General features: G+C 59.7%; 20 protein-coding genes and 1 pseudogene. 12 read left to right on the plus strand and 9 right to left on the minus strand.

The genetic code is table 11. From position 1 onward, the window contains the following. Positions 1-603, plus strand: a pseudogene (locus AC1DNW_RS28085) (acyltransferase); the annotation flags it as partial. A 103-nt stretch (positions 604-706) separates the two neighbouring features. Here AC1DNW_RS28085 and AC1DNW_RS28090 read toward each other — a convergent pair. From AC1DNW_RS28090 to msrA, 6 genes are all read right to left on the minus strand, one after another. Beyond that, positions 707-1,057, minus strand: a complete 351-nt coding sequence (locus AC1DNW_RS28090) for a YidB family protein (protein ID WP_113307886.1) — start codon at positions 1,055-1,057, stop codon at positions 707-709. Positions 1,058-1,123: 66 nt separating this feature from the next. Further along, the gene (locus AC1DNW_RS28095) at positions 1,124-1,618 is read right to left on the minus strand and encodes a hypothetical protein (protein ID WP_477855075.1); all 495 of its coding nucleotides are present in this window, start codon (positions 1,616-1,618) and stop codon (positions 1,124-1,126) included. 340 nt (positions 1,619-1,958) lie between these two features. After that, positions 1,959-2,687: a 7-carboxy-7-deazaguanine synthase QueE gene (gene queE / locus AC1DNW_RS28100; RefSeq protein ID WP_113307888.1), complete on the minus strand. Its 729-nt coding sequence runs from the start codon at positions 2,685-2,687 to the stop codon at positions 1,959-1,961. After that, entirely contained in the window at positions 2,684-3,040 is a 357-nt protein-coding gene (queD, locus tag AC1DNW_RS28105) for a 6-carboxytetrahydropterin synthase QueD (protein ID WP_113307889.1), read from the minus strand. Before queD ends, queE begins: the two co-directional genes overlap by 4 nt. Next, the gene (queC, locus tag AC1DNW_RS28110; protein WP_113307890.1) at positions 3,040-3,750 is read right to left on the minus strand and encodes a 7-cyano-7-deazaguanine synthase QueC; all 711 of its coding nucleotides are present in this window, start codon (positions 3,748-3,750) and stop codon (positions 3,040-3,042) included. The genes queD and queC overlap by 1 nt, the downstream gene beginning before the upstream one ends. A 489-nt stretch (positions 3,751-4,239) precedes the next feature. Next, a complete protein-coding gene (gene msrA / locus AC1DNW_RS28115; RefSeq protein ID WP_113307891.1) occupies positions 4,240-4,752 on the minus strand; it encodes a peptide-methionine (S)-S-oxide reductase MsrA in 513 nt (170 codons plus the stop codon). Between the two features lie 417 nt (positions 4,753-5,169). Here msrA and AC1DNW_RS28120 point away from each other — a divergent pair, with 417 nt between their 5' ends. After that, on the plus strand, positions 5,170-6,141 hold the full coding sequence (locus AC1DNW_RS28120) for a phosphotransferase family protein (protein ID WP_477855076.1): 972 nt from the start codon (positions 5,170-5,172) through the stop codon (positions 6,139-6,141). A gap of 184 nt (positions 6,142-6,325) precedes the next feature. On the opposite strand, the gene AC1DNW_RS28125 is transcribed toward AC1DNW_RS28120, so the two are convergent. Both AC1DNW_RS28125 and AC1DNW_RS28130 read right to left on the minus strand, forming a co-directional pair. Continuing rightward, positions 6,326-7,462: a flavin-containing monooxygenase gene (locus AC1DNW_RS28125; protein ID WP_477855077.1), complete on the minus strand. Its 1,137-nt coding sequence runs from the start codon at positions 7,460-7,462 to the stop codon at positions 6,326-6,328. Positions 7,463-7,562: 100 nt separating this feature from the next. Continuing rightward, positions 7,563-8,666: an NADH:flavin oxidoreductase/NADH oxidase gene (locus tag AC1DNW_RS28130; protein WP_113307894.1), complete on the minus strand. Its 1,104-nt coding sequence runs from the start codon at positions 8,664-8,666 to the stop codon at positions 7,563-7,565. A 358-nt stretch (positions 8,667-9,024) separates the two neighbouring features. Here AC1DNW_RS28130 and AC1DNW_RS28135 point away from each other — a divergent pair, with 358 nt between their 5' ends. Then, the gene (locus AC1DNW_RS28135; RefSeq protein ID WP_477855078.1) at positions 9,025-9,351 is read left to right on the plus strand and encodes a hypothetical protein; all 327 of its coding nucleotides are present in this window, start codon (positions 9,025-9,027) and stop codon (positions 9,349-9,351) included. Positions 9,352-9,460: 109 nt separating this feature from the next. Beyond that, positions 9,461-10,357 carry a LysR family transcriptional regulator gene (locus tag AC1DNW_RS28140; RefSeq protein ID WP_477855079.1) on the plus strand — a complete coding sequence of 299 codons (897 nt, stop codon included), beginning with the start codon at positions 9,461-9,463 and terminating at the stop codon, positions 10,355-10,357. Between the two features lie 84 nt (positions 10,358-10,441). On the opposite strand, the gene AC1DNW_RS28145 is transcribed toward AC1DNW_RS28140, so the two are convergent. Next, positions 10,442-11,413, minus strand: a complete 972-nt coding sequence (locus AC1DNW_RS28145) for an alpha/beta fold hydrolase (RefSeq protein WP_477855080.1) — start codon at positions 11,411-11,413, stop codon at positions 10,442-10,444. Positions 11,414-11,708: 295 nt separating this feature from the next. On the opposite strand from AC1DNW_RS28145, the gene AC1DNW_RS28150 reads away from it, so the two are divergent. From AC1DNW_RS28150 to AC1DNW_RS28185, 8 genes are all read left to right on the plus strand, one after another. Next, positions 11,709-12,623 (plus strand): GGDEF domain-containing protein, encoded by a 915-nt coding sequence (locus AC1DNW_RS28150; RefSeq protein ID WP_162748438.1) that lies wholly within the window; start codon positions 11,709-11,711, stop codon positions 12,621-12,623. Positions 12,624-12,662: 39 nt separating this feature from the next. Next, positions 12,663-13,016, plus strand: coding sequence for a hypothetical protein (locus AC1DNW_RS28155; protein WP_113307897.1), 354 nt, complete (start codon positions 12,663-12,665; stop codon positions 13,014-13,016). A gap of 146 nt (positions 13,017-13,162) precedes the next feature. After that, positions 13,163-14,224 (plus strand): LacI family DNA-binding transcriptional regulator, encoded by a 1,062-nt coding sequence (locus tag AC1DNW_RS28160; RefSeq protein ID WP_477855081.1) that lies wholly within the window; start codon positions 13,163-13,165, stop codon positions 14,222-14,224. Between the two features lie 40 nt (positions 14,225-14,264). Next, positions 14,265-15,503, plus strand: a complete 1,239-nt coding sequence (locus AC1DNW_RS28165; protein ID WP_477855082.1) for an ABC transporter substrate-binding protein — start codon at positions 14,265-14,267, stop codon at positions 15,501-15,503. A gap of 82 nt (positions 15,504-15,585) precedes the next feature. Continuing rightward, positions 15,586-16,497 (plus strand): carbohydrate ABC transporter permease, encoded by a 912-nt coding sequence (locus tag AC1DNW_RS28170; protein WP_113296823.1) that lies wholly within the window; start codon positions 15,586-15,588, stop codon positions 16,495-16,497. Further along, positions 16,497-17,360, plus strand: a complete 864-nt coding sequence (locus tag AC1DNW_RS28175; protein ID WP_477855083.1) for a carbohydrate ABC transporter permease — start codon at positions 16,497-16,499, stop codon at positions 17,358-17,360. The genes AC1DNW_RS28170 and AC1DNW_RS28175 overlap by 1 nt, the downstream gene beginning before the upstream one ends. A 27-nt stretch (positions 17,361-17,387) precedes the next feature. Continuing rightward, positions 17,388-19,316 carry a glycoside hydrolase family 127 protein gene (locus AC1DNW_RS28180; protein ID WP_477855084.1) on the plus strand — a complete coding sequence of 643 codons (1,929 nt, stop codon included), beginning with the start codon at positions 17,388-17,390 and terminating at the stop codon, positions 19,314-19,316. A gap of 1 nt (position 19,317) precedes the next feature. After that, positions 19,318-20,397, plus strand: a complete 1,080-nt coding sequence (locus AC1DNW_RS28185) for an ABC transporter ATP-binding protein (RefSeq protein ID WP_477855085.1) — start codon at positions 19,318-19,320, stop codon at positions 20,395-20,397. Positions 20,398-20,421: the final 24 nt, after the last annotated feature.

A 20,421-nucleotide genomic window follows, 5' to 3' on the forward strand; every position in this document is an offset into this window, starting at 1 on the left:
TCCGCCTGGAGCGCCGGCAGCGTGGTCGACGCCATTGGCACGGCGATGTATTTCAACGCGAGGTATTTCGACGTGGAGCAGCCGCGGCACGCCTTGTTCGACTGGCTGACACGGAACGTCGGTCGCACGACCGGCCTGTGGGGCGAGCCGACGGCGGCCGAAGGATGGCTGCAGCCCGTCAACGGCTTCTATCGGTTGACGCGTGGCACCTATGCCCAGTTCGGCATTCCACTTCCGGACGCGCAGAAGTCCTTCGAAACCGTTGTCCTGAACTACCGCAATCACAAGGGTTTTATCGGCGCGAAATATACCGCCTGCAATCTGCTCGACACGATCCACCCGCTCCTCCTTATCGCGAGGCAAACCGACTATCGGCGACGCGACGGCGAGGATATCGCCCGCAAGATCATATTCAGAGCTTTGGAGCGATGGCAGGACGGGCAGGGATTCCCGTTCGCCGATGGAGCCGTTCCGAGCCTGCAGGGAACCGAGATGTGGCTTTCCGTCATCCACCTGGCGGCGAACTACCTCGGCGTTGCCGATTGTTTTTCCTTCGTGCCGAAAGGCGTCCATCGCACCGAGACGGTCGGCCTGGGCCTCTGAGAACGCAAATCTCGCTGGGCCTCGCGGCCCTCACGCAATAAAACTCCAGCCGCAATCGGCGGCTGACAACAAAAGGCAATCCTGCATCGGCCGCAGCAGGCGGTCAGGATGTCTGCACGGCGCCGTTGGGGCTGGCCTGATCGACGGCAGCGGGCAGGTGTTGCGCCAGGATATTGGCGACCTGGTCGGCCGGCACGCCGAGCCGCTGGGCGATATTGCCAAGATACTCGCTGGACAGCGCAGAACGGATCTCGTCCGGGGTGATCGGCATGTTGTCGCCACGGCCGAGCCAGGAGTTGACGCGTGGACCGAGACCGTCCTCGTTCAATTTGGCGACGACGCCGTCAAGCCCGCCGAAATCGGTGAAGGCGTCCGACATCAAGCCGCTGAGGCCGCCCGGATGACTGTTGATGGCGTTACCGAGGAGGCTGCCGATATCGTCGAAGAAGCTCATCACATCCTCCTTGCATGGCGATGAGGCGCCACATCGCCGCGGCGCCCCTCCATGCGTTGCGAGATCTCAGGATTTGAGCTTGCTGTTGCAGATGCTGTAGTAGCCGCCGCCTTTCTTGATCCAGGTCAGGCCATTCAGGCTGTTGTTCGCCTTGTCGGCATTGTACTGATCGAGACAGGTATGCATCCGGCCCTTGCCGGGCGTCTCGCTCGCATATTTTGCATCAACCTTGGTCGGGAAGACCACGCCCTTCGGGACCGCGACCTTGGTGGGCGCGGGCTCGGTGGCATTTTCCGTATTGGCGGTCGTCGGCTCGTCGGTTGCAGCCGGCTTTGCGGGCGTCGCTGCGCCGGGCTTTGCCGGCGTTGCTGCAGCAGTATCGGCTCCGCATTGCGCCTTGCGGAAGTCGTTCCATTTCATGCCGTTGAGACTATTGGCTGCCTGCGCGGCTTTATATTTGGCACTGCAGTCCTGCATGGTMATCGCATCGGCGCTTGATGCGGCAATGAAGGCGCCGAGCCCAAGTGCCGCGGCGACCGCCAGGGAAGCAAATCTGTGCATGTTTTCCTCCTCCGATTTGCATGGCKCACGGGGGTATGCGCCATACCGGATGCATCGAGAATCTCGACACCCGGTCGAGCAAAATCGCGGAGCAATAAGGTCAATTTAGCGGCAGCTCACGGACTGCTACCCCATGCCGCAGGCAATGCTAAAGCCCCGGACTTTGGCGCCGGATGAGAGAATAAAAAAGGGCCTGCTCAAGCTTCCGATCGCGGAGAAGCCGGTCGAAGCCTCCGAGCGCCCGCAGGTACCAATGGGCGTCACGATCCCCTCGGGAGGACCGGCGTCAGATCGGCACTCCTGCTCCTGCGCGGCAGGCCTTGACCTTCCTCAAAGGTGATCACACACCCCGCATGTTTCCCCAGAGCATGACATGGAGCTGCGGAAGAACGCGCGCATCGAACCACCGGTCCGAGGTGACCCTGTCGACCAACCAGCGCATGCGGTTGAGAATTCCTTCGACGTCGATCGATGGCTCGTCACCCACCGGCGGCGTGTGATTGCCGGGTTGCAGGAAGATCGGAAGCTCTTTGAAGTCTTTCGCGACAGACCTTGCAAACGCATAGTCGTCTTCATCGAAGATGACGATCTTCATTGCGATCCTCGGACCATTGCGAGCCGCCGTCACGCAGTCCCTCAATTCGTCAGGGTTGAACACCATACGGCTGGACGGTGGTTTGGGACTGAGGATCAAATGATCCAGCGCTGCAAACCAATCCTGCGCAATTGACCCCTGCGTTTCCAAGGCGAATTGATAGCTATCGCGCTTTCCTCGAGCAATCAGCGGCCCGAGCGGCTGGATCGCCGGGTTTCCACCAGACAGGGAAATCGTCAGGGGACAGCCTTGAGAGAGCGATTCCACGTTCGACCAGATATCGTCGACCGACATTGGCGTCCACTCGTCGCGGAAGGCGCTGTCGACAGCATGCATGGTATCGCACCATTCGCAGCGATAGTCGCAGCCGCCCGTTCTGACGAAAACGGTCGGAAGTCCCATGAGCGGCCCTTCCCCCTGGATCGTCGGCCCGAAGATTTCGCTGATGCGGATCTTTTGCTCCCTGCCTGTCATGGGCGATATTCCGCCCATGTCTTCGGGGTCTCGCTTACCCTGACAGCGGAGGTTTCCGGCAGGCGCTGCTTGCACCAGTCGTAAAAGTGCCTGGCGAGCCATTCGGACGTCACCCGGTCATGGCCCAACGCATCGTTGAGGTGCCGATGATCGAAGGTTTCATCGATGTACCGCTTGAGCGGCGAAAGCTCGTGATAATCACGGACAAAGCCATCCTCGTTCAATTCAGAGGCCGCAAGCTCGACCTCGACGACATAATTATGGCCGTGAAGACGCGCGCATTGATGGTCATCAGGAAGGTGGGACAGCTGATGCGAGGCGGAAAAATGGAACTCCTTGGTGATCCGGTACATCACTTCGCCTCTTCTGCTTTGAACCCACCCGTCGCAGCGATCCAGAAATCCGGGTCGTCATAAACGGTCGGATCCTCGACGCCGGCGAGATGGAAAGCTTCGCGGCGCTCGACGCATGTTCCGCATCTGCCGCAATGGAGATCACCGCCTTTGTAACAAGACCATGTCTCTTCAAAAGGCGTCAGGTGCTTCGCACCATCAGCGACAATATCGGCCTTCGTCGCGTTCACAAAGGGAGCGATCAGCCTGACGTCGGCATATCCCTCAAGGGCATGCTGTTGCATCGCCTCGAATGCCGAAATGAACCCGGGCCGGCAGTCGGGGTAGATGAAGTGATCCCCGCCATGGACTGCAATTGCTACGGCGTCTGCGCGACGGGCAGCAGCGAGCCCAAACGCGATCGACAGCATGATGGCGTTGCGGTTCGGCACGACCGTCGCCTTCATCGTCTCCTCGGCGTAGTGGCCGTCAGGAACCTTGACATCGTCCGTGAGGGCCGAGCCCGTCAGGTGCTTGCCCACGTTCGATATGTCTATGATGTCGTGTGGCACGTCGAGCCTTCGCGCGCAGAGAGCTGCGAATTCCAGCTCTTTGACGTGCCGTTGACCGTAGTCGAAGGAGATGAGGCCGATAAGTTTGCGGTTCGCCGCAATCTTGTAGGCAAGCGAAATGGAGTCGAGTCCGCCTGAGCAGACGACGAGTGTTTTCATCTTTGGGATCCCTTGTTTTGTTGAACCGGGTGGGCTGCGACCGGTTAGCGGGGCACCTACTAAACTTCTGACGTTGGGATGTCTAGTCACTTTGCCGGCGGCAACCGACGACGTCGACCCGTCCGCACTGGACACGCGCCCCCTCCAGCTAGAGGCAGGTTGCGGCGGCTTTCAACTCGGCATGCGGTATCGGACCGAGACGAGCGGGTAATGTCCTATCTTCCATCAGGCTTCGAAGAGCAGAAAAGCCCCTCAGTCCAGACGCTTGCGTGGTCTCAATCGCGAAGCCGCTGCGGCGCCAGCGATTGCGTCTGCGCATAGGCGAGCGGCGAACGATTGCCGGGCAGGTTTTCGGCGGATAAATGCACGATCTCCGGCGGGCCTGTGGTGCGGCTGCCTAGCTCGGATCGAACGGTTTAAAAAGAAAAGCGGCGGCCGAKAGGCCACCGCTGATGAGGTCGGGTCAATTTGACGAACTGAAGAGCGAGCTTAAGCGACGTTTGCCTGCCGCTTCGGCAATTTCCAGCCGGGGCGGGCAAAATGGCATGTATAGCCATTCGGAATGCGCTCGAGATAATCCTGATGCTCCGGTTCGGCTTCCCAGAAATCGCTGACGGGAACGACTTCCGTCACGACCTTGCCTGGCCAGAGGCCGGAAGCATCCACATCGGCGATCGTATCTTCAGCCGTCCGCCGCTGGTTTTCATCCGCATAAAAGATTGCCGATCGATAGCTCGCACCGATATCATTGCCCTGCCGATTACGGGTCGACGGATCATGAATCTGGAAGAAGAACTCCAGGATATCGCGATAGCTCGTCTTCTGCGGATCGAAGATGATCTCGATCGCTTCGGCGTGATTGCCGTGATTGCGGTAGGTGGCGTTGGGCACTTCGCCGCCCGAGTAACCGACACGCGTTGAAACGACGCCAGGCAACCGGCGAACAAGGTCCTGCATTCCCCAGAAGCAGCCGCCAGCAAGTACCGCACGTTCTGTTGTCATAGAGATGTCCTTTCCAAATGCGCGAGGTGGACGGAAATCGTCAGCTGCGCTTCGCTGACGCCTATATGGGTATCAGTCTCTTGTATCGCCAGCCCGCGCTAGGATGCCTATGAGGTATTCGCCTGCGCCAATGCCTTCCAGAGGCAATGGCGATATCGTTCCAAATGGCTCGCATATCCGTAGGGCAAATGCGAGGGCTCAGCCAGCCAATTGGCAGCCCCACCATGCGAACTCGCGCATGACCGTCGAAGGCAAGCGGGGCGCCGAGATCTCTCGGACATATCCCCTGCGTCCAGCAATTTGCCCCGTTCGCTGCCTCATTTCCAGAAAATGCGATTGACGGGCCGGAAAGGTYAAAGCACTCTAATTCCATTCGCGCGGGTCAGTGAATTCCGGCAGGGTTTAGGGTCGCAAGACATGGCGCCACAGAGACGACCGACCCTGGAGCTTGAGAAGGAAACTGTTCAGCGGCTTGTCCAAAGCCTCGACCCTGCCCTTGTCGCCAGCGGTTTCGCCCGCCTGGAGGGCGGCAGCACCGAGGTCTACAGGATCGATCTTGTTGGCTTCGAGCGTGAACCGCTGGTCCTCAAAATCTATCCGGACGAGCCCGAATGGGGACCGTCGAAAGAAGAGCTCGTCGCAGGCTGGCTCAAGGATCTGATGCCTCCCGTCCCCAGGTGGCTGCAGGTCGACGAGACACGAAGCGTCCTGCCGTTGCGCTGCGCTTTACTGACACTGCTGCCCGGCCGCTCGCTGCGCCACTGCATGGCAGAGCCGGATATCGAACAGGCCTATCGCCAGATGGGAGAACTGCTGAGGCGCATTCACGCAGTGCCGATGCCCGCCTATGGCTATCTTCGCGGTGGCGGGATCGACAGACCGGTATCCGCGAATGCGGACTATATGACATCGGCGTTCGAAGWCGTGTTCCGCCGCTTCCGCAATCTTGGCGGMGAGCCCAATCTCGCGCGTCGCCTGCAGCATCTGGCTGAAGGTAGCTTCGATCTCCTGGATGGAGGCGACGGTGCCGTGCTCTGCCACGACGACTTCCATCAGGGTAATGTGTTGGCCTTGCGCGACGATGCGGGCAGGCTTCAGCTCAGCGGCCTCATCGATTTCGGAAACGCACGGGCAGCAGACAAGCTCTTCGACCTTGCCAAGGCTCTCTTCTGTTCTGCGCATGAAGATCCGCGCAGTTATCGGCCGATCCTCGAAGGCTACGGCCCGGTCGATCACCCGGATATCGAGCGGGCGCTGTGGCTTTACAGCCTTTTCCATCGGATGAGCATGTGGTGCTGGCTGACGAAGCTGGGCTTGGATCCGACAGATCAGAATGGCCCTGGCGGACTTATCCGGGATCTGCTTGCAGTGGCCCGCCTTGATCGCTGAGCGAGCCGATCCTGGGGCATGATGGCTCGTGCACCCCGGGAGCTTTGTTGATCGAAGCCCTGGCCGGTCTGTTGCGCAGCCAAGGAATTTCTTCGCTTTGGGTCATGACAACCAACGACAACCTCGCTGCATCGCGTTTCTATCAGCGACCATGCGTTTCCATTGCGGACAGCAAGCTCTCTTGTCAGCGTTGTGCTATCGATCGGGCAATGCTGATGGCCTCTATGCCGATTTGACGGAGAAGGCCTGTGGAAGTCGTATTGAATCCGCAGAAATAAAGGCCGTCATTCCCAGGCTGCAGTGCTCCTCTTTTCGGCCTGTCTGCGCCCTGAAATCTCTCGGCAAAATCCGGCAATAACGTTTCCAGCGACGGCCGGAAGCCCGTCGCCAAAATGATTGTATCGAAATCCGCCGATCGGCCATCGGCGAAATGTACCTGCCGAGCATTCGACCAATCGATGCGGGGATATATCCTGATCGCCCCCGCCCTGATCTGGGCCATGGTTCCGATATCGATCAGTGGTGTGCGGTTTTTCTCGGCAATGTTGGTCAGGGGACCATTTGCGGATTTTTGCAGCCCCAATCTTTCCATATCTCGATAGCGCAAGTGCAGAAGCGGCGCGTTCACGGCATCGACGAGGCCATCTGGAAAGTGCCGCTGCGCAATGGCGATTGTTGCGGTCGGCACTCCCAGCAGTTCCAGCGGGACGATATTCACCGGCCCGCGCACCGACATGCAGACCTCAAGACCTGCCTCGACGCATTCAAGCGCGATTTCGCCGGCCGAATTGCCAAAGCCCACAACGAGCACCCGGTTTGCACTCAGTGCTCCTGCGTTGCTGAACTCGTAAGAATGCAGGAGCTTTCCCTTAAAGCTCTCCTGGCCTTTCCAGACCGGCCTGATGGGAACGTTGGAGAGGCCCGTCGCGATCACAACGGTTTCAGCCTCGATCGCGCCTCCGTCATTCGTCTCGACGATCCAGTCCCGGCTCCGGCTGATACGGAKGACGGATTTACCAAATTGTATTCTGATATCGTTGGCGCGCGCATAGGCTTCGAGATAGTCGATCACCTGCAGTCGGGATGGGTATCTCGGAAAATTCCGCGGCATCGGTGCCCCGGGGAGTGCTGAATGAGCCTTGGTGGTATGCAGATGCAATCGCTCGTAATGCCGCCTCCAGGAGGAGGCCAGATTATCAGCGCGTTCGAGGATCGTGGATGAGCGGCCATTTGCCCTGAGCGCTGCTGCGCAGGCAAGACCGGCTGGACCTCCGCCGACAACCACAGTGCCCGCAACGGTCATGAGCCCCTCCCTGCTCATTTAAAGTGGCTGGGAGAGTACATCATCATGAGCGTGTCAGACAGAAGCTTGCGGAATGAACGCAGCTGGCACCTTTTGTCGCGGCTATCAAACCCAGGCGTTACTTCGCAAACAGGGTTTTGAACTGCGTCGGCTGGCAACGCAGATATTGATTGGCCGCCTTGACCTGCCCGCCGAGTTCGGCGGCGGCGTGCCACGGCCAGCGCGGGTCGTAGAGGATGGCGCGAGCGAGCGCGATAAGGTCCGCATCACCGGTCGCAACGATTGCTTCGGCCTGCGTCGGCTCGGTGATCAGGCCGACGGCTATGACCGGCATTTTGACGGCGCCTTTGATTGCCCTTGCGAGCGGTACCTGGTAGCTCGGGCTGATCGGGATCGCCTGAGAGGGATGCAGACCGCCGCTCGATACGTGGATGGCATCGCAGCCTCTTGCTTCGAGCATCCTGGCAAATTCGACGCTCTCGGAAATCTCCAGACCGCCTTCGACCCAGTCGGCGGCGGAAACGCGCATCGTCACCGGCCTATCGGAGGGAAAGGCATCCCGCACCGCATCGAGAACTTCCAGCGGAAACCGGGCGCGGTTTTCCAGAGAGCCGCCATATTCATCGGTTCGCTGGTTCGACAAGGGCGACAGGAACTGGTGCAGCAGATAGCCATGCGCGCCGTGGATCTGAACGGCATCAATGCCGATCCTTGCCGCCCGTCGCGCGGCAGCGGCAAAGGCATCGCGGACACGTTTCATGCCATCGCGGTCGAGTGCGGTCGGCGGCACGTAGTTCGGGTTGAAGGCGACAGCGGAAGGCGCTTCGGTCTGCCATCCGTTCGGATCGGTCGGCGGAAACTGACCGCCGCCTCTCCAGGGAACCTCGGTTGAGGCCTTGCGGCCGGCATGCGCCAATTGCACGGCGATTGGCATATCTGACCATTTTCTGATGCTTTCGAGCGTGCGGGCCATCGCGGCTTCAGAGGCGTCATCATAAAGGCCGACATCGGCAAAGGTGATGCGCCCCTCGGGAACGACGGCCGTTGCCTCGATCGTCAGAAGCGCCGCACCCGAGAGCGCCAACTGTCCAAGATGAATCAGATGCCAGTCCGTCATGCAGCCATCCACAGCCGAATACTGGCACATGGGCGCGATCACGACGCGGTTGGCGAGCGCAAGATTGCGCACGGTGAAGGGCGAAAACAGGACGGGCTGGGGCATGGCGTTCCTCGAAGCGGAATTCGGTTGTTTCGGCTTATAGCACTCTGTCGGCGTTTTACGACGGTTAGCAGAGCCTCCTTGTGTCAGGAACTGTTCTTCTGGTGTGGGTCCGCTTTGCAAAGAGGCCTCGCGGGGTCGTTTCTTCCGATTGTTTCGCCACGCGGAAGATAGTCTTCAGCAGAACGTCAGTTCATACCCAGGGCGGGCGGGTGTACCGATCCAGCGAGGATATCCCGTCTGCGAACGGCCAGAGGCCTCCAATCGCTCCACCCGCCAAGGCATCACCCGACATCTTTGCCGACAGGCTCGAAACGGCGACCGAAGAGACGACGGCTATTTGCAGCCTATGGAGAATGACGTGAGCAAAGATCTCATCACCCCGATCATGCGCATACAAATCGAACTGGCCATCGCTAATGCCAAAGATGATTTCCACGCTCTCCGATCCCTGGAGATCGAGGCGAAGCATCTGGCGCTGAGCGGATCGGAGATCGACGCTGCAAAACGCGGAGGCAGTTTCGACCTGCTTGTCGATATCGCCGTGAAATTCGCACTCGCGGTCCACGCGGGAGACGGTGAGGCAAGCGCGGTTGCAAAAAGACAACTCATTGCGTTCGGTGTTCCGGAGATCGCTTCGGAGCTGCCCGCCTTCATCGAGAAACTGGAACTGTCGCGCGCCAGATAAAAGGATTGCCGTTCAGCGGCTTGAAGCTATGGGTTCGGTAGATTGCGGTTGGAAGAAAAGCGTTTAAAGCTCTGGCCAGGACTCAGGTTTTCACGGCAATGTGGATCGCATGGATCGATGGCAGGCAATGAGGGTCTTCGTGAAGGTCGCGGAGGCCGAGAGCTTCGCGGATGCAGGACGGCAGCTCCACATGAGCCCTCCTGCCGTCACGCGTATAGTTTCCGCCCTCGAAGACATCATCGGGACGCGCCTTCTGACGCGCACGACCCGATCCGTCAAACTGACGGAAGCTGGTGCCCGGTATTTTTCGGACTGCCAGAGGCTTCTCGCGGATCTCACCGAGGTGGAGGCGGCCGCTGCGGGCGCCTACGGCAAGCCGACAGGCACGCTTACCGTCACGACTTCTGCAATGTTCGGAACAATGTTMGTCCTGCCGCTGATGACCGAATATCTGGATCTCTACCCCGATGTTATCGGTCGCGGCCTGTTCGTCGACCGGGTCGTCAGCATGGTCGACGAAGGCATTGATGTTGCGATCCGCATCGGCCATCTGCCCGACTCTGGCCTCACCGCAACGCGCGTCGGTCAGGTCAKACGCGTCATCTGCGGATCGCCCTTCTATTTTGAAAAGCACGGCGTCCCGATGACCCCCGGCGATCTGTCGAGCCACCGCATCATAGCGTCGACCAGCGCGTGGACGTCGCTAGAATGGCGTTTCGGGGTGCAAAAGAAGTCTACCATCCACGTCAATCCCCGTCTCTTCTGCAGCACCAACGAGGCCGCCATCTCGGCGGCAGCTTGCGGCTGGGGCCTGACACGCGTTCTGTCCTACCAGATTGCGCCGCAGCTTGAGGCCGGTGAATTGCGCACGATATTGTCTGATTATGAGGAAGAGGCCCTGCCGATCCATGTCGTGCATCCAGAGGGCCGCTATGCCCCGGCAAAAGTGCGAAGCTTCATCGACTTCGCGGTTGGAAAGCTGCGGGCCAACAGGCACTTCAACTAGCGGCCGCAGGCAGTCCCGCCCAGTAAACAGAAAAAGGCCCGCGCATTCATCGCTGAATGCCCGGGCCTTTGTGAAAGTCGATKATTATTTTGCGACCTTGCGGTCGAGGAAATCGTGAATGAGCGGCGCCATCTCATCCAGCTTGTCTTCAAGGGCAAAATGGCCGGTATCGAGGATATGCATTTCGGCGTCCGGCAGATCACGCAGGTAAGGATGCGCACCTTCCTCGGGGAAGATCTTGTCGTTCTTGCCCCAGACGATCAGCGTCGGCGGCTTGCGATCGMGGAAGAAGGCCTGGAACTGCGGGTAGAGCGGAACATTCGTGCCATAGTCATGGAAGAGATCCAGCTGGATATCCTTGTTGCCCGGCCGGTCGAGCAGCGCCTGATCGTGAACCCAATTGTCGGGGCTGATGCGGGTGAGGTCCTTGACGCCGTCCATGTACTGGAACTTGGTCGTCTCAAGAACCACGAGGTTGGACAGGGCCTCGCGCTTTTCCGTGGAGTCGTCAGCCCAGTAAGCCTTGATAGGATCCCAGAACTCGCGCAGGCCTTCTTCGTAGGCGTTGCCGTTCTGGACGATCAGCCCACTCACCCGTTCCGGATGCTTGAGAGCCAGACGGTAACCGACGGGCGCACCGTAATCCATGACATACATGGCGTACTTCTTGGCACCGAGCTCAGTCATGAGCGTATCGACCATGTCCGCATAGTGGCCGAAGGTGTAGGCGAACTTGGCATGATCGGGTGCATCGCTCTCGCCGAACCCCGGATAGTCAGGTGCGATGACGTGATAGCGGTCGGCCAGCAGTGGAATGAGGTTGCGGAACATGTGCGAGGATGTCGGGAAGCCGTGCAGGAGCAGGACGACAGGACCATCGGCCGGACCGGCTTCACGATAGAACATGTTGACGCCATCGATCTTGGCCGAACGATAGTAAACGGTCACCGGCACCTGTTGGGTGATCGCAACCTGCTTGGCAGGAGCGGCTACGGCCTCAGAAAGGGGAGCGAAGCTGGCGGTTGCCAGCATCAGGGAAAGGATCAGTCTGTTCATCTCAGTTCTCCGTTTTGACAAATTCGCCAACAACCCTTGATGGGTTGGCGCCAACAATAGCCATTCACCGAAATCCGTTAATTGGCGGAATGTGGAAGTTATTATTCCACTTATAGGAAGAATGTCTGACCCATTATGAACCGGGATCGCGATGCAGGCAGCGATGAGGCAATAGAACCATCTGTGCACATGCAGGCCAGCTAACCGTTTCTTCACGTCGGGCAGATAGTTCAAGCCGATAATGATCTATTCTGAGGGCATGATGACCTTGGTTGACACGGAAGCAATGTTGCAAATGGCGCAGCTGATGGAAGCTGCGGGCGTCATGATTGCGGTCTACGATCACGATGACCGGTTGCGTTTTGCCAATCGCGCGTTTCGCGATGCCTGGCTCGTCGCAGAGAACGAACAACCGCTTTGGTCCGAGCTGATGCGGCGCAACTTTCACGCCCGCCACGGAACGGTCGTTGCCACAGCCGATTTCGAGGGCTGGCTGCTGTCGACGCTGGCTCGCCGAGGGAAAACCGGCTTTCGCGCCTTCGAAACCGATCTTCACGACGGCCGATGGCTGTGGATGACCGAAACCATGCAGGCCAATGGCTGGATGTTCTGCGTCGCAAGCGACGTGACATCGATCCGCTCCGATCAGAGGACGCTGCGGCAAGACCGCGACAGCGCGATCAAGGCATCCCAGACCGACGATCTGACGGGCATTCCGAGCAGACGCTTCGTAATGGCGAAGCTTGAGGAGTTGGTGCGCCACTATGGCGACCAGCAGGAGAAGGTCGGTTGCCTTGCCGTCCTCGACATCGACAATTTCAAATATATCAATGACCGTTTCGGCCATACCGCGGGCGATGCCGTTCTGAAGGATTTCGCGGCCACCCTGCAGAAAATGGTGCGCAAGACCGATATTCTCGGCCGCGTCGGCGGCGAAGAATTTGTTCTTGTCCTTCCGAACACGGTTCCCGAGGAAGCGGCTGAGATCGTCAATCGCATGCTGGTCGCCGTCAGACAGTCGCACCCGCTGGCCGACCAACTCAGCTTCCGCTACAGTTTTTCCGCAGGCATTTCCTGTGTCATGAACGGAGACTATGCCAATGACGTCTATCGAAGGGCCGATTTGGCGCTTTATGCAGCCAAAATGAGAGGCCGCGACCAGATCGGCATTGATCCCCATGCACACCCGCTTGGTCGACGCAAATCATAGCCGGGGCCTGCCGGCAGGGTCATAAATCAGGGAGTTTCAATGGTCGAAAAGATTGCACCCACCTCGCCCACCGTAGCTTCCTCGGCGACACATGTGAACCATAGTACCTCGATCGGTTCCGAACCTGACAATGCCTGGGTCGCCGAGCGACAGGCAAAGATCACCGCCGGCAGTGGGAAAAAAGACGATCACCATACCGCTGATGGCGAAGAAGATCGCATCGATGGTGATGATGATCCGGCAGCGGAGCGGCATCTCGATCATCATTCCACGCATCCCCATGCGGAGGCCACCGATCCGGGCGAAGAACGCCTGTCCGGCGAGAGCGAGCGCATCGGCACCGGCAACCTTGATGACGACGTCCCGTTCGGCGACCACGTCGGATATCTGTAAGTGGTTGAGCGCGCGCACTGACAAGCCTTGCAGGGCTTAGCTCCGATCAGAAGCCGGCTCATCATTGAAACCGATCCTACCCCTCCTCGTCAGTCCCGGCTCGATCAGCGGTAGTTGAGAAAACCTTTTCTCACTTGACAATTTCCATGAGAAAAGGTTTTCTCATCGCAAGTTCGATGGAGGAGCGACTGGACACGACGGGAAAAAGAGACCGGATCACAATTCACGATGTCGCGGCTGCTGCCGGAATCAGCATCTCGACCGCATCGAAGGCATTAAACGACACGGGCAGGATGGGACTGGAAACGCGCGAGCGGGTCAAGCGCATCGCGGCGGAGATCGGGTACAGGCCGAACGCCCTGGCAAGAGGCCTGCTCAGCAAGCGCAGTTTCACGATCGGGCTTCTCACCAACGATACCTATGGCCGTTTCACGCTGCCGGTCATGGCGGGCATATCGGATGCTCTCGTCGATCACGGCGTTTCGGTCTTTCTGTGCGCGATCGAGGAGGATCCGACCCTTGCGCAGATTCATGTGGAGGCGATGCTCGACAAACAGGTCGACGGCATCATCGCGACAGGAAAGCGTCTGGACAGACGGTTGCCGCTCGACCTGTCGAATTTGAACGTGCCTGTCGTTTACGCCTTTACGGAGGGAGCGCCAGGAAGCGTCACCTTCCGCTCCGATGATGCGCAGGGCGCGCGGCTTGCCATCGAATGGCTGGCAAAGCTCGGGCGCAAACGGATCGTGCATGTCACCGGACCGGAGAATTTCTTCTCGGTGCGCGAGCGCGCCGATGCCTATCGCAAGGTTGCAGGAGAAGAGCGACCGGTCCTGTTCGGGGTCTGGTCGGAAAACTGGGGCCACGAAGCCGTTGCGAGATTATGGAGCGGCAGCGGCGAAAAGCCCGACGGCATCTTCTGCGGCAACGACCAGATTGCGCGCGGTATCATCGATGCACTGCGCGAACGCAGCATCAGGGTGCCGCAGGATGTTTCGGTGGTGGGATTCGACAATTGGGAGATTGTCGCCGCCCAGACCCGGCCGCCGTTGACGACGGTGGATATGGAACTGAAGGAACTGGGGCGGCAGGCCGGATTGACGGTTCTGGCGCTTGCTGAGGGACGCTCGGTGGAGCCCGGCATCAGGAAATTGCCATGCCGTCTCGTCGTGCGGCAATCATGCGGGGGCGACACCCTCGGAATATAGCAACGGCGCGAAGGAGACGCGCCAACTTGGGAGGAGAGTCATGATGAAGCGTCTATTGGTGGCAACCAGTATTGCCACACTCTGCCTGGTATCGACAGCATCAGCTGCCKAAAAGATCGAAATGTGGGTTCGCACGGGCATCGGAGATGCCTTCAACAAGGTTGTCGAGGCTTATAATTCAAGCCACGAAAACCAGGTGGTCACGACCGAGGTGCCCTTCGGCGAACTGGTGCAGAAATACGCAACCGCAATCGCCGGCGGCCAGGCGCCCGATGCCCTGTCGATGGACCTCATCTATACCCCGGCATTCGCTGCCGCAGGCCAGCTCGAGGACCTGACCGACTGGGCCAAGGGCCTGCCCTATTTCAATTCGCTGTCACCGTCGCATGTCAAACTCGGCACTTATCAGGACAAGATCTACGGCTTGCCGCTGTCAGTCGAAACCTCTGTCTTCGCCTGGAACAAGGACCTCTACAAGAAAGCCGGCCTCGATCCTGAAAAGGCTCCGGCGACCTGGGAGGAAATCGAGGCGAATGCCGAAAAAGTCCGCAAGCTCGGCGACGATACCTATGGCTTCTACTTCTCGGGCGGCGGCTGCGGCGGCTGCATGATCTTCACCTTCACCCCGCTCGTCTGGGGCGCTGGTGCCGATATCCTCTCGGAGGATGGCAAGACCGCGACACTCGATACGCCGCAGATGCGCAAGGCCGTCGATTTCTACCGCGACATGGTGAAAAAGGATCTCGTTCCTGCAGGCGCTGCGAGCGACAACGGCACGAGCTTCCTAAGCTTCACAAATGGCAAGATCGGCCAGCAGAGCCTCGGCGCCTTTGCAATCGGTACGCTGGTCACCCAGTACCCTGATATCAACTTCGGTGTAACGTTGATCCCCAGCGTCGACGGCAAGACTTCGTCCTTTGCCGGCGGCGATAATTTCGTCATCACCAAGGGCACGAAGAAGATCGACGCGGTCAAGGAATTCCTCGAATATATCTATTCGATGGACGGCCAAAAGGTCATGGCAAAATACGGCAGCCTGCCGACGCGTGGAGACATCGCCGATCAGGTTCTTGCCGGGCTCGATCCCCGCATGCAGGTGGGCCTGAAGGCGATCTCCGTTGCCAAGACACCCTACACGCTGCAGTTCAACGATCTGATCAATAGCGCCAATGGGCCCTGGGCGACTTTCACCAACGCCGCAATCTTCGGTGACGACGTCGATGGCGCCTTCTCGAACGCTCAGTCCGAGATGCAGTCCATCATCGACAGCGGCCAATAACTCTCCCGGCCGTGGGCCGGGGGACGGTGGCAGTTCCCCGGCCGATCTACAGACTGATCATTCGTAAGATGCGGAGGTTTCGATGACCGGTTCCGGTCCGCAGCGCACGCGCGCTGTCCGAAAACGGCGGAGGTCGCAATGGCGCGGCTTTCTTTATATCGCGCCAGCCATGGCGCTTGTCATCGTCTTCTTCGTCATGCCTGTTCTCTTCACGGGATGGATGAGCCTGCATAACTGGCCACTGATGGGCGCCTCCCGCTGGATCGGCTTTGCCAATTATATCCGCATGTGGAACGACAGCCGCTTCATGGCGGCCCTGAATTTCACCGCCTACTACACAGTGATCGTTACCATCGCGATCTTTGCGGTGGCCTTCCCGCTGGCGATCTTCGTCGAGAAGGAGCGTCGCTTCGTCAGCACCTACCGGACGATTATCTTCCTGCCTGTGGTGGTCGGCCTAGCGACTGCTTCGCTGCTCTGGGTCTGGCTTGCCAATGTCGATAGCGGCTTCTTCGGCCCGGCCCTTCGCGCACTTGGCCTTGTCGAGCGAAGCCCCAATATCATGGCAAGCTTCGACACCGCCTTCGCAACCATCATCGTCATGGTCGTCTGGAAAATTGCGGGCTTTACGATGATCATCCTGCTGACCGGCCTGCAGGCCATTCCGTCCGAACTGACGGAGGCGGCCCGTATCGACGGCGCCGGTCGCTGGCAGCGCTTCCGGCATCTGACCCTTCCGCTGATGCGAAAGACGATTGCGCTGGCGCTGATCGTCTCGGTCACCGGCTCGATCCTCGCCTTCGACCAGTTCTACATCATGACGTCAGGCGGGCCGCAGAACAAGATGATCTCGGTCGTCTACTACATCTTCAACCAATCCTTCGTGTCCTTCAATCTGGGCTACGGATCCGCCCTTTCGATCGTGCTTCTGGCGATCCTCGTTGCGATCTCCGTCGTCCAGCTCTGGCTGCTGCGTGTCGGGGAGGAACGTTGATGGGCTCTTCGAGACAACGCCGCGCCCGCAAGCGCTTCAGGTCGCAATCGGCCTACCATGTGGCCGGTATCGCCATTTCGATCTTCTTCCTGGCGCCTTTCATCATCACGTTCTTTGCCTCCTTCCGGCACGGTACGGAATCGAGCCTGCCGCCGTTGCCGCCATGGCCAACGACTGGGGTCAGCTTCGATGCCTATGCGCTGCTCGATACATTCGGCGCCGGAATCTGGCGGCACATGATCAACTCGCTCTTCGTATCGCTGGCAACGGTACTGCTGACAGTCGCCGTCAGCCTGCTTGCTGGCTATGGCTTCTCGCGCTACCGCTTCCCGCTGAAGAATGCGCTGTTCGTCTTGATCATTGCGACGCTGATGATCCCGTTCCAGTCGATCCTGACGCCGCTCTTCATCATTCTTGCGAAGCTTGGCCTCAACAACTCGCTGCTGGGGCTGACGCTGGTCTATGTGACGCTGCAACTTCCGTTCTCCGTCTTCATGATGCGCAACGCTTTCGACGCCGTGCCGAAGGAGATCGAGGAGGCGGCGCGCATCGACGGCGCGCGTGACCTGAGGCTGCTTGTCCGTGTGCTTCTGCCCCTGGTTCTGCCAGGTATTGCGACGGTCGCAATCTTCGCCTTCCTGAATGCCTGGAACGAATTCCTGGCCGCCCTCGTGCTGCTCTCCAGCAACGAGAAATACACGCTGCCCGTCCTCATGACGGCGGTGCGCGCCGGACGCCTCGGCGCCATCAACTGGGGCGCGGTTCAGGCCGGTGTCGTCGTCATGACGATCCCCTGCCTGATCGTCTTCCTGCTCCTGCAACGCTACTACATGCGCGGGCTGATGGCCGGCGCAGTGAAATGATGACCTTTCAACGAAATGGATGAAGCCATGAACAAGCTGAAGAGAGACCGCCAGTTCCGTCCCCTGCCCGTGCCGAGCGTCGAGCTGCATGGCCTGTTCGGCGATCGCCAGGATGCGATCTGCGATTCTACCGCCGAAACGCTACTCGACCGCTGCGTCGAAGCCGGCATGCTGCAGGCCATCGACGTGAACCAGCCAAGCCCGGGCGTCGTCATCCCGATCGGCCCCTGGGGCGGCACGACGCAGATGTTCTGGGACAGCGATCTCGGCAAGTCGATCGAGACCGTGGCCTATTCGCTCTACCGCCGGCCCAATGCGAAGCTCGAGGCCCGTGTCGATGAGATCATCGACATGTATGAGAAGCTGCAGGACAAGGATGGATATCTGAACGCCTGGTTCCAGCGCGTGCAGCCGGACCGGCGCTGGACGAACCTGCGCGATCATCACGAGCTTTATTGCGCCGGGCATCTGATCGAGGGCGCCGTCGCCTATTATCAGGCGACCGGCAAGAAGAAGTTGCTCGACATCATGAGCCGCTATGCCGATTATCTGATCACGGTCTTCGGCCATGGCCCCGGCCAGATGCCCGGCTATTGCGGCCATGAAGAAGTCGAACTGGCGCTGGTCAAGCTGGCGCGTGTGACGGGCGAGAAGAAGTATCTCGACCTTTCGAAGTTCTTCATCGACGAGCGCGGCACCGAACCGCATTTCTTCACCGACGAAGCGGTCCGCGACGGCCGCAGTGCCGCCGACTTTCACCAGAAGACCTATGAATATGGCCAGGCGCATGTGCCGGTGCGCGAGCAGAAGAAGGTCGTCGGCCATGCCGTGCGCGCCATGTACCTCTATGCCGGCATGGCCGATATCGCGACCGAATATAATGACGACACGCTGACGGCAGCACTCGAAACCCTCTGGGACGACCTGACAACCAAGCAGATGTACGTCACTGGCGGTATCGGCCCAGCGGCTGCCAACGAAGGTTTCACCGACTATTACGACCTGCCGAACGAGAGCGCCTATGCAGAAACCTGCGCCTCGGTCGGCCTCGTCTTTTGGGCAAACCGMATGCTCGGTCGCGGTCCGAACCGCCGCTATGCCGATATCATGGAGCAGGCGCTCTATAATGGCGCCATGGCGGGCCTTTCGCTCGACGGTACGCGGTTCTTCTATGAGAATCCCTTGGAAAGTGCCGGCAAGCACCATCGCTGGATCTGGCACCATTGCCCCTGCTGCCCGCCGAACATCGCACGCCTGCTGGCCTCCGTCGGCTCCTATATGTATGCGATCGCCGAAGATGAGATTGCCGTCCACCTCTATGGGGAGAGCAAGGCGCGCTTCGATCTCGGCGGCGCCAAGGTCGAGCTTTCACAGCAGACGCGTTACCCCTGGGATGGCGCGATCCAATTCGACCTGACGCTCGACCGCCCGGCTCACTTCGCGCTGTCGCTGCGGATCCCGGAATGGGCTGACGGTGCGTCGCTTTCTATCAATGGCGAAAAGCTCGATCTGGCATCCGTGCTGACGGATGGTTACGCGCGTATCGAACGCGACTGGAAGAGCGGAGATAAGGTCGATCTCTCCATACCGTTGACGGCCCGCAAACTCTTTGCCAATCCGCTGGTGCGCCAGGACGCCGGCCGAACGGCACTGATGCGCGGTCCGATGGTCTATTGCGTCGAGGAAACCGACAACGGCGCCGGACTGAACGGCATTTCGCTCTCCGCCGATATCTCGCAGGCCAAGACCTCCGAGATATCGGGCCTACGCGGCGCCGTGGCCCTCGAACTTCCCGTCAGCCGTGATGCGGCCGACTGGGGTTCTGCGCTCTACCGCACCTCTCCGCCGGCGGCAAAACAGTCGAGCGCACGTTTCGTGCCCTATCCTTTCTGGGATAATCGCGAACCGGGCGAAATGCTGGTCTGGGTCAGAGCGGCCGAGGCGCGCGGTGAATAATATGGCGGATACGGGCGTCGTACTGACCGAAATTCGCAAGAGTTTCGGCAATCTGGAAGTCATCCATGGCATCGACCTGACCATTGCAGAAGGGTCCTTCGTCGTGTTCGTCGGCCCTTCGGKATGCGGAAAATCGACGCTGCTGCGCATGATTGCCGGACTGGAGGACGTGACGGATGGCGAGATCGAGATAAAGGGACGCAACGTCACCGATCTCGATCCCTCCGACCGCGGCATCGCCATGGTCTTCCAATCCTACGCGCTCTATCCGCATATGAGCGTGCGCGACAATCTCGCCTTCGGCCTGAAGATGGCGCGAACGCAGGTCTCGGAAATCGAGACCCGCGTCAAGGCGGCCTCGGCGATCCTGAAGATCGACCACTTGCTCGACCGCCGGCCAGGGCAGCTCTCCGGCGGCCAGCGGCAGCGCGTGGCGATCGGCCGCGCGATCGTGCGCAAGCCTGACGTATTCCTCTTCGATGAGCCGTTGTCTAACCTCGACGCGGAACTCCGCGTCTCGATGCGCATTGAAATCGCCAGGCTCCATCGCGAGCTCGGCAATACGATGATCTATGTCACACACGAMCAGACCGAAGCGATGACACTCGCCGACAAGATCGTCGTGCTGCGCGATGGGCACATCGAACAGTCGGGAACGCCGCGCGAGATCTACGAACGGCCGAACAATGTCTTCGTCGCGGGCTTCATAGGCTCGCCACGCATGAACCTGCTCGAGGCAAGCTGGGCAGGTGACGGCACCATCCTGGCGGCCGGAAATCGCATTCGTTCGCCGATTGGCGGCGCCGGTCTAGCGGCCGGCCAGAAGATCACCCTCGGCGCGCGGCCGGAGCATCTGAGCATCGTCTCGGGGCCTGAGGATGACGTGTTGCGGGCTAGGGTTGATTTCGACGAATATCTCGGCGGCACACAATTCCTCTATTGCCAGCTTGGTGATGGCCAGCCGCTGACCGTCGAATACAGGGGATCTGGTGACATCCAGACCGGCAGCCAGCTCGCCTTCACCTGCGATCCCGCCCATCTGCACGTCTTCAACGCCGACGGCATGCGGCTCGACAAATAAACTCCGGCAGCTGTAGGCTTCGTT

This window comes from Rhizobium sp. 05L429, assembly GCF_056397645.1.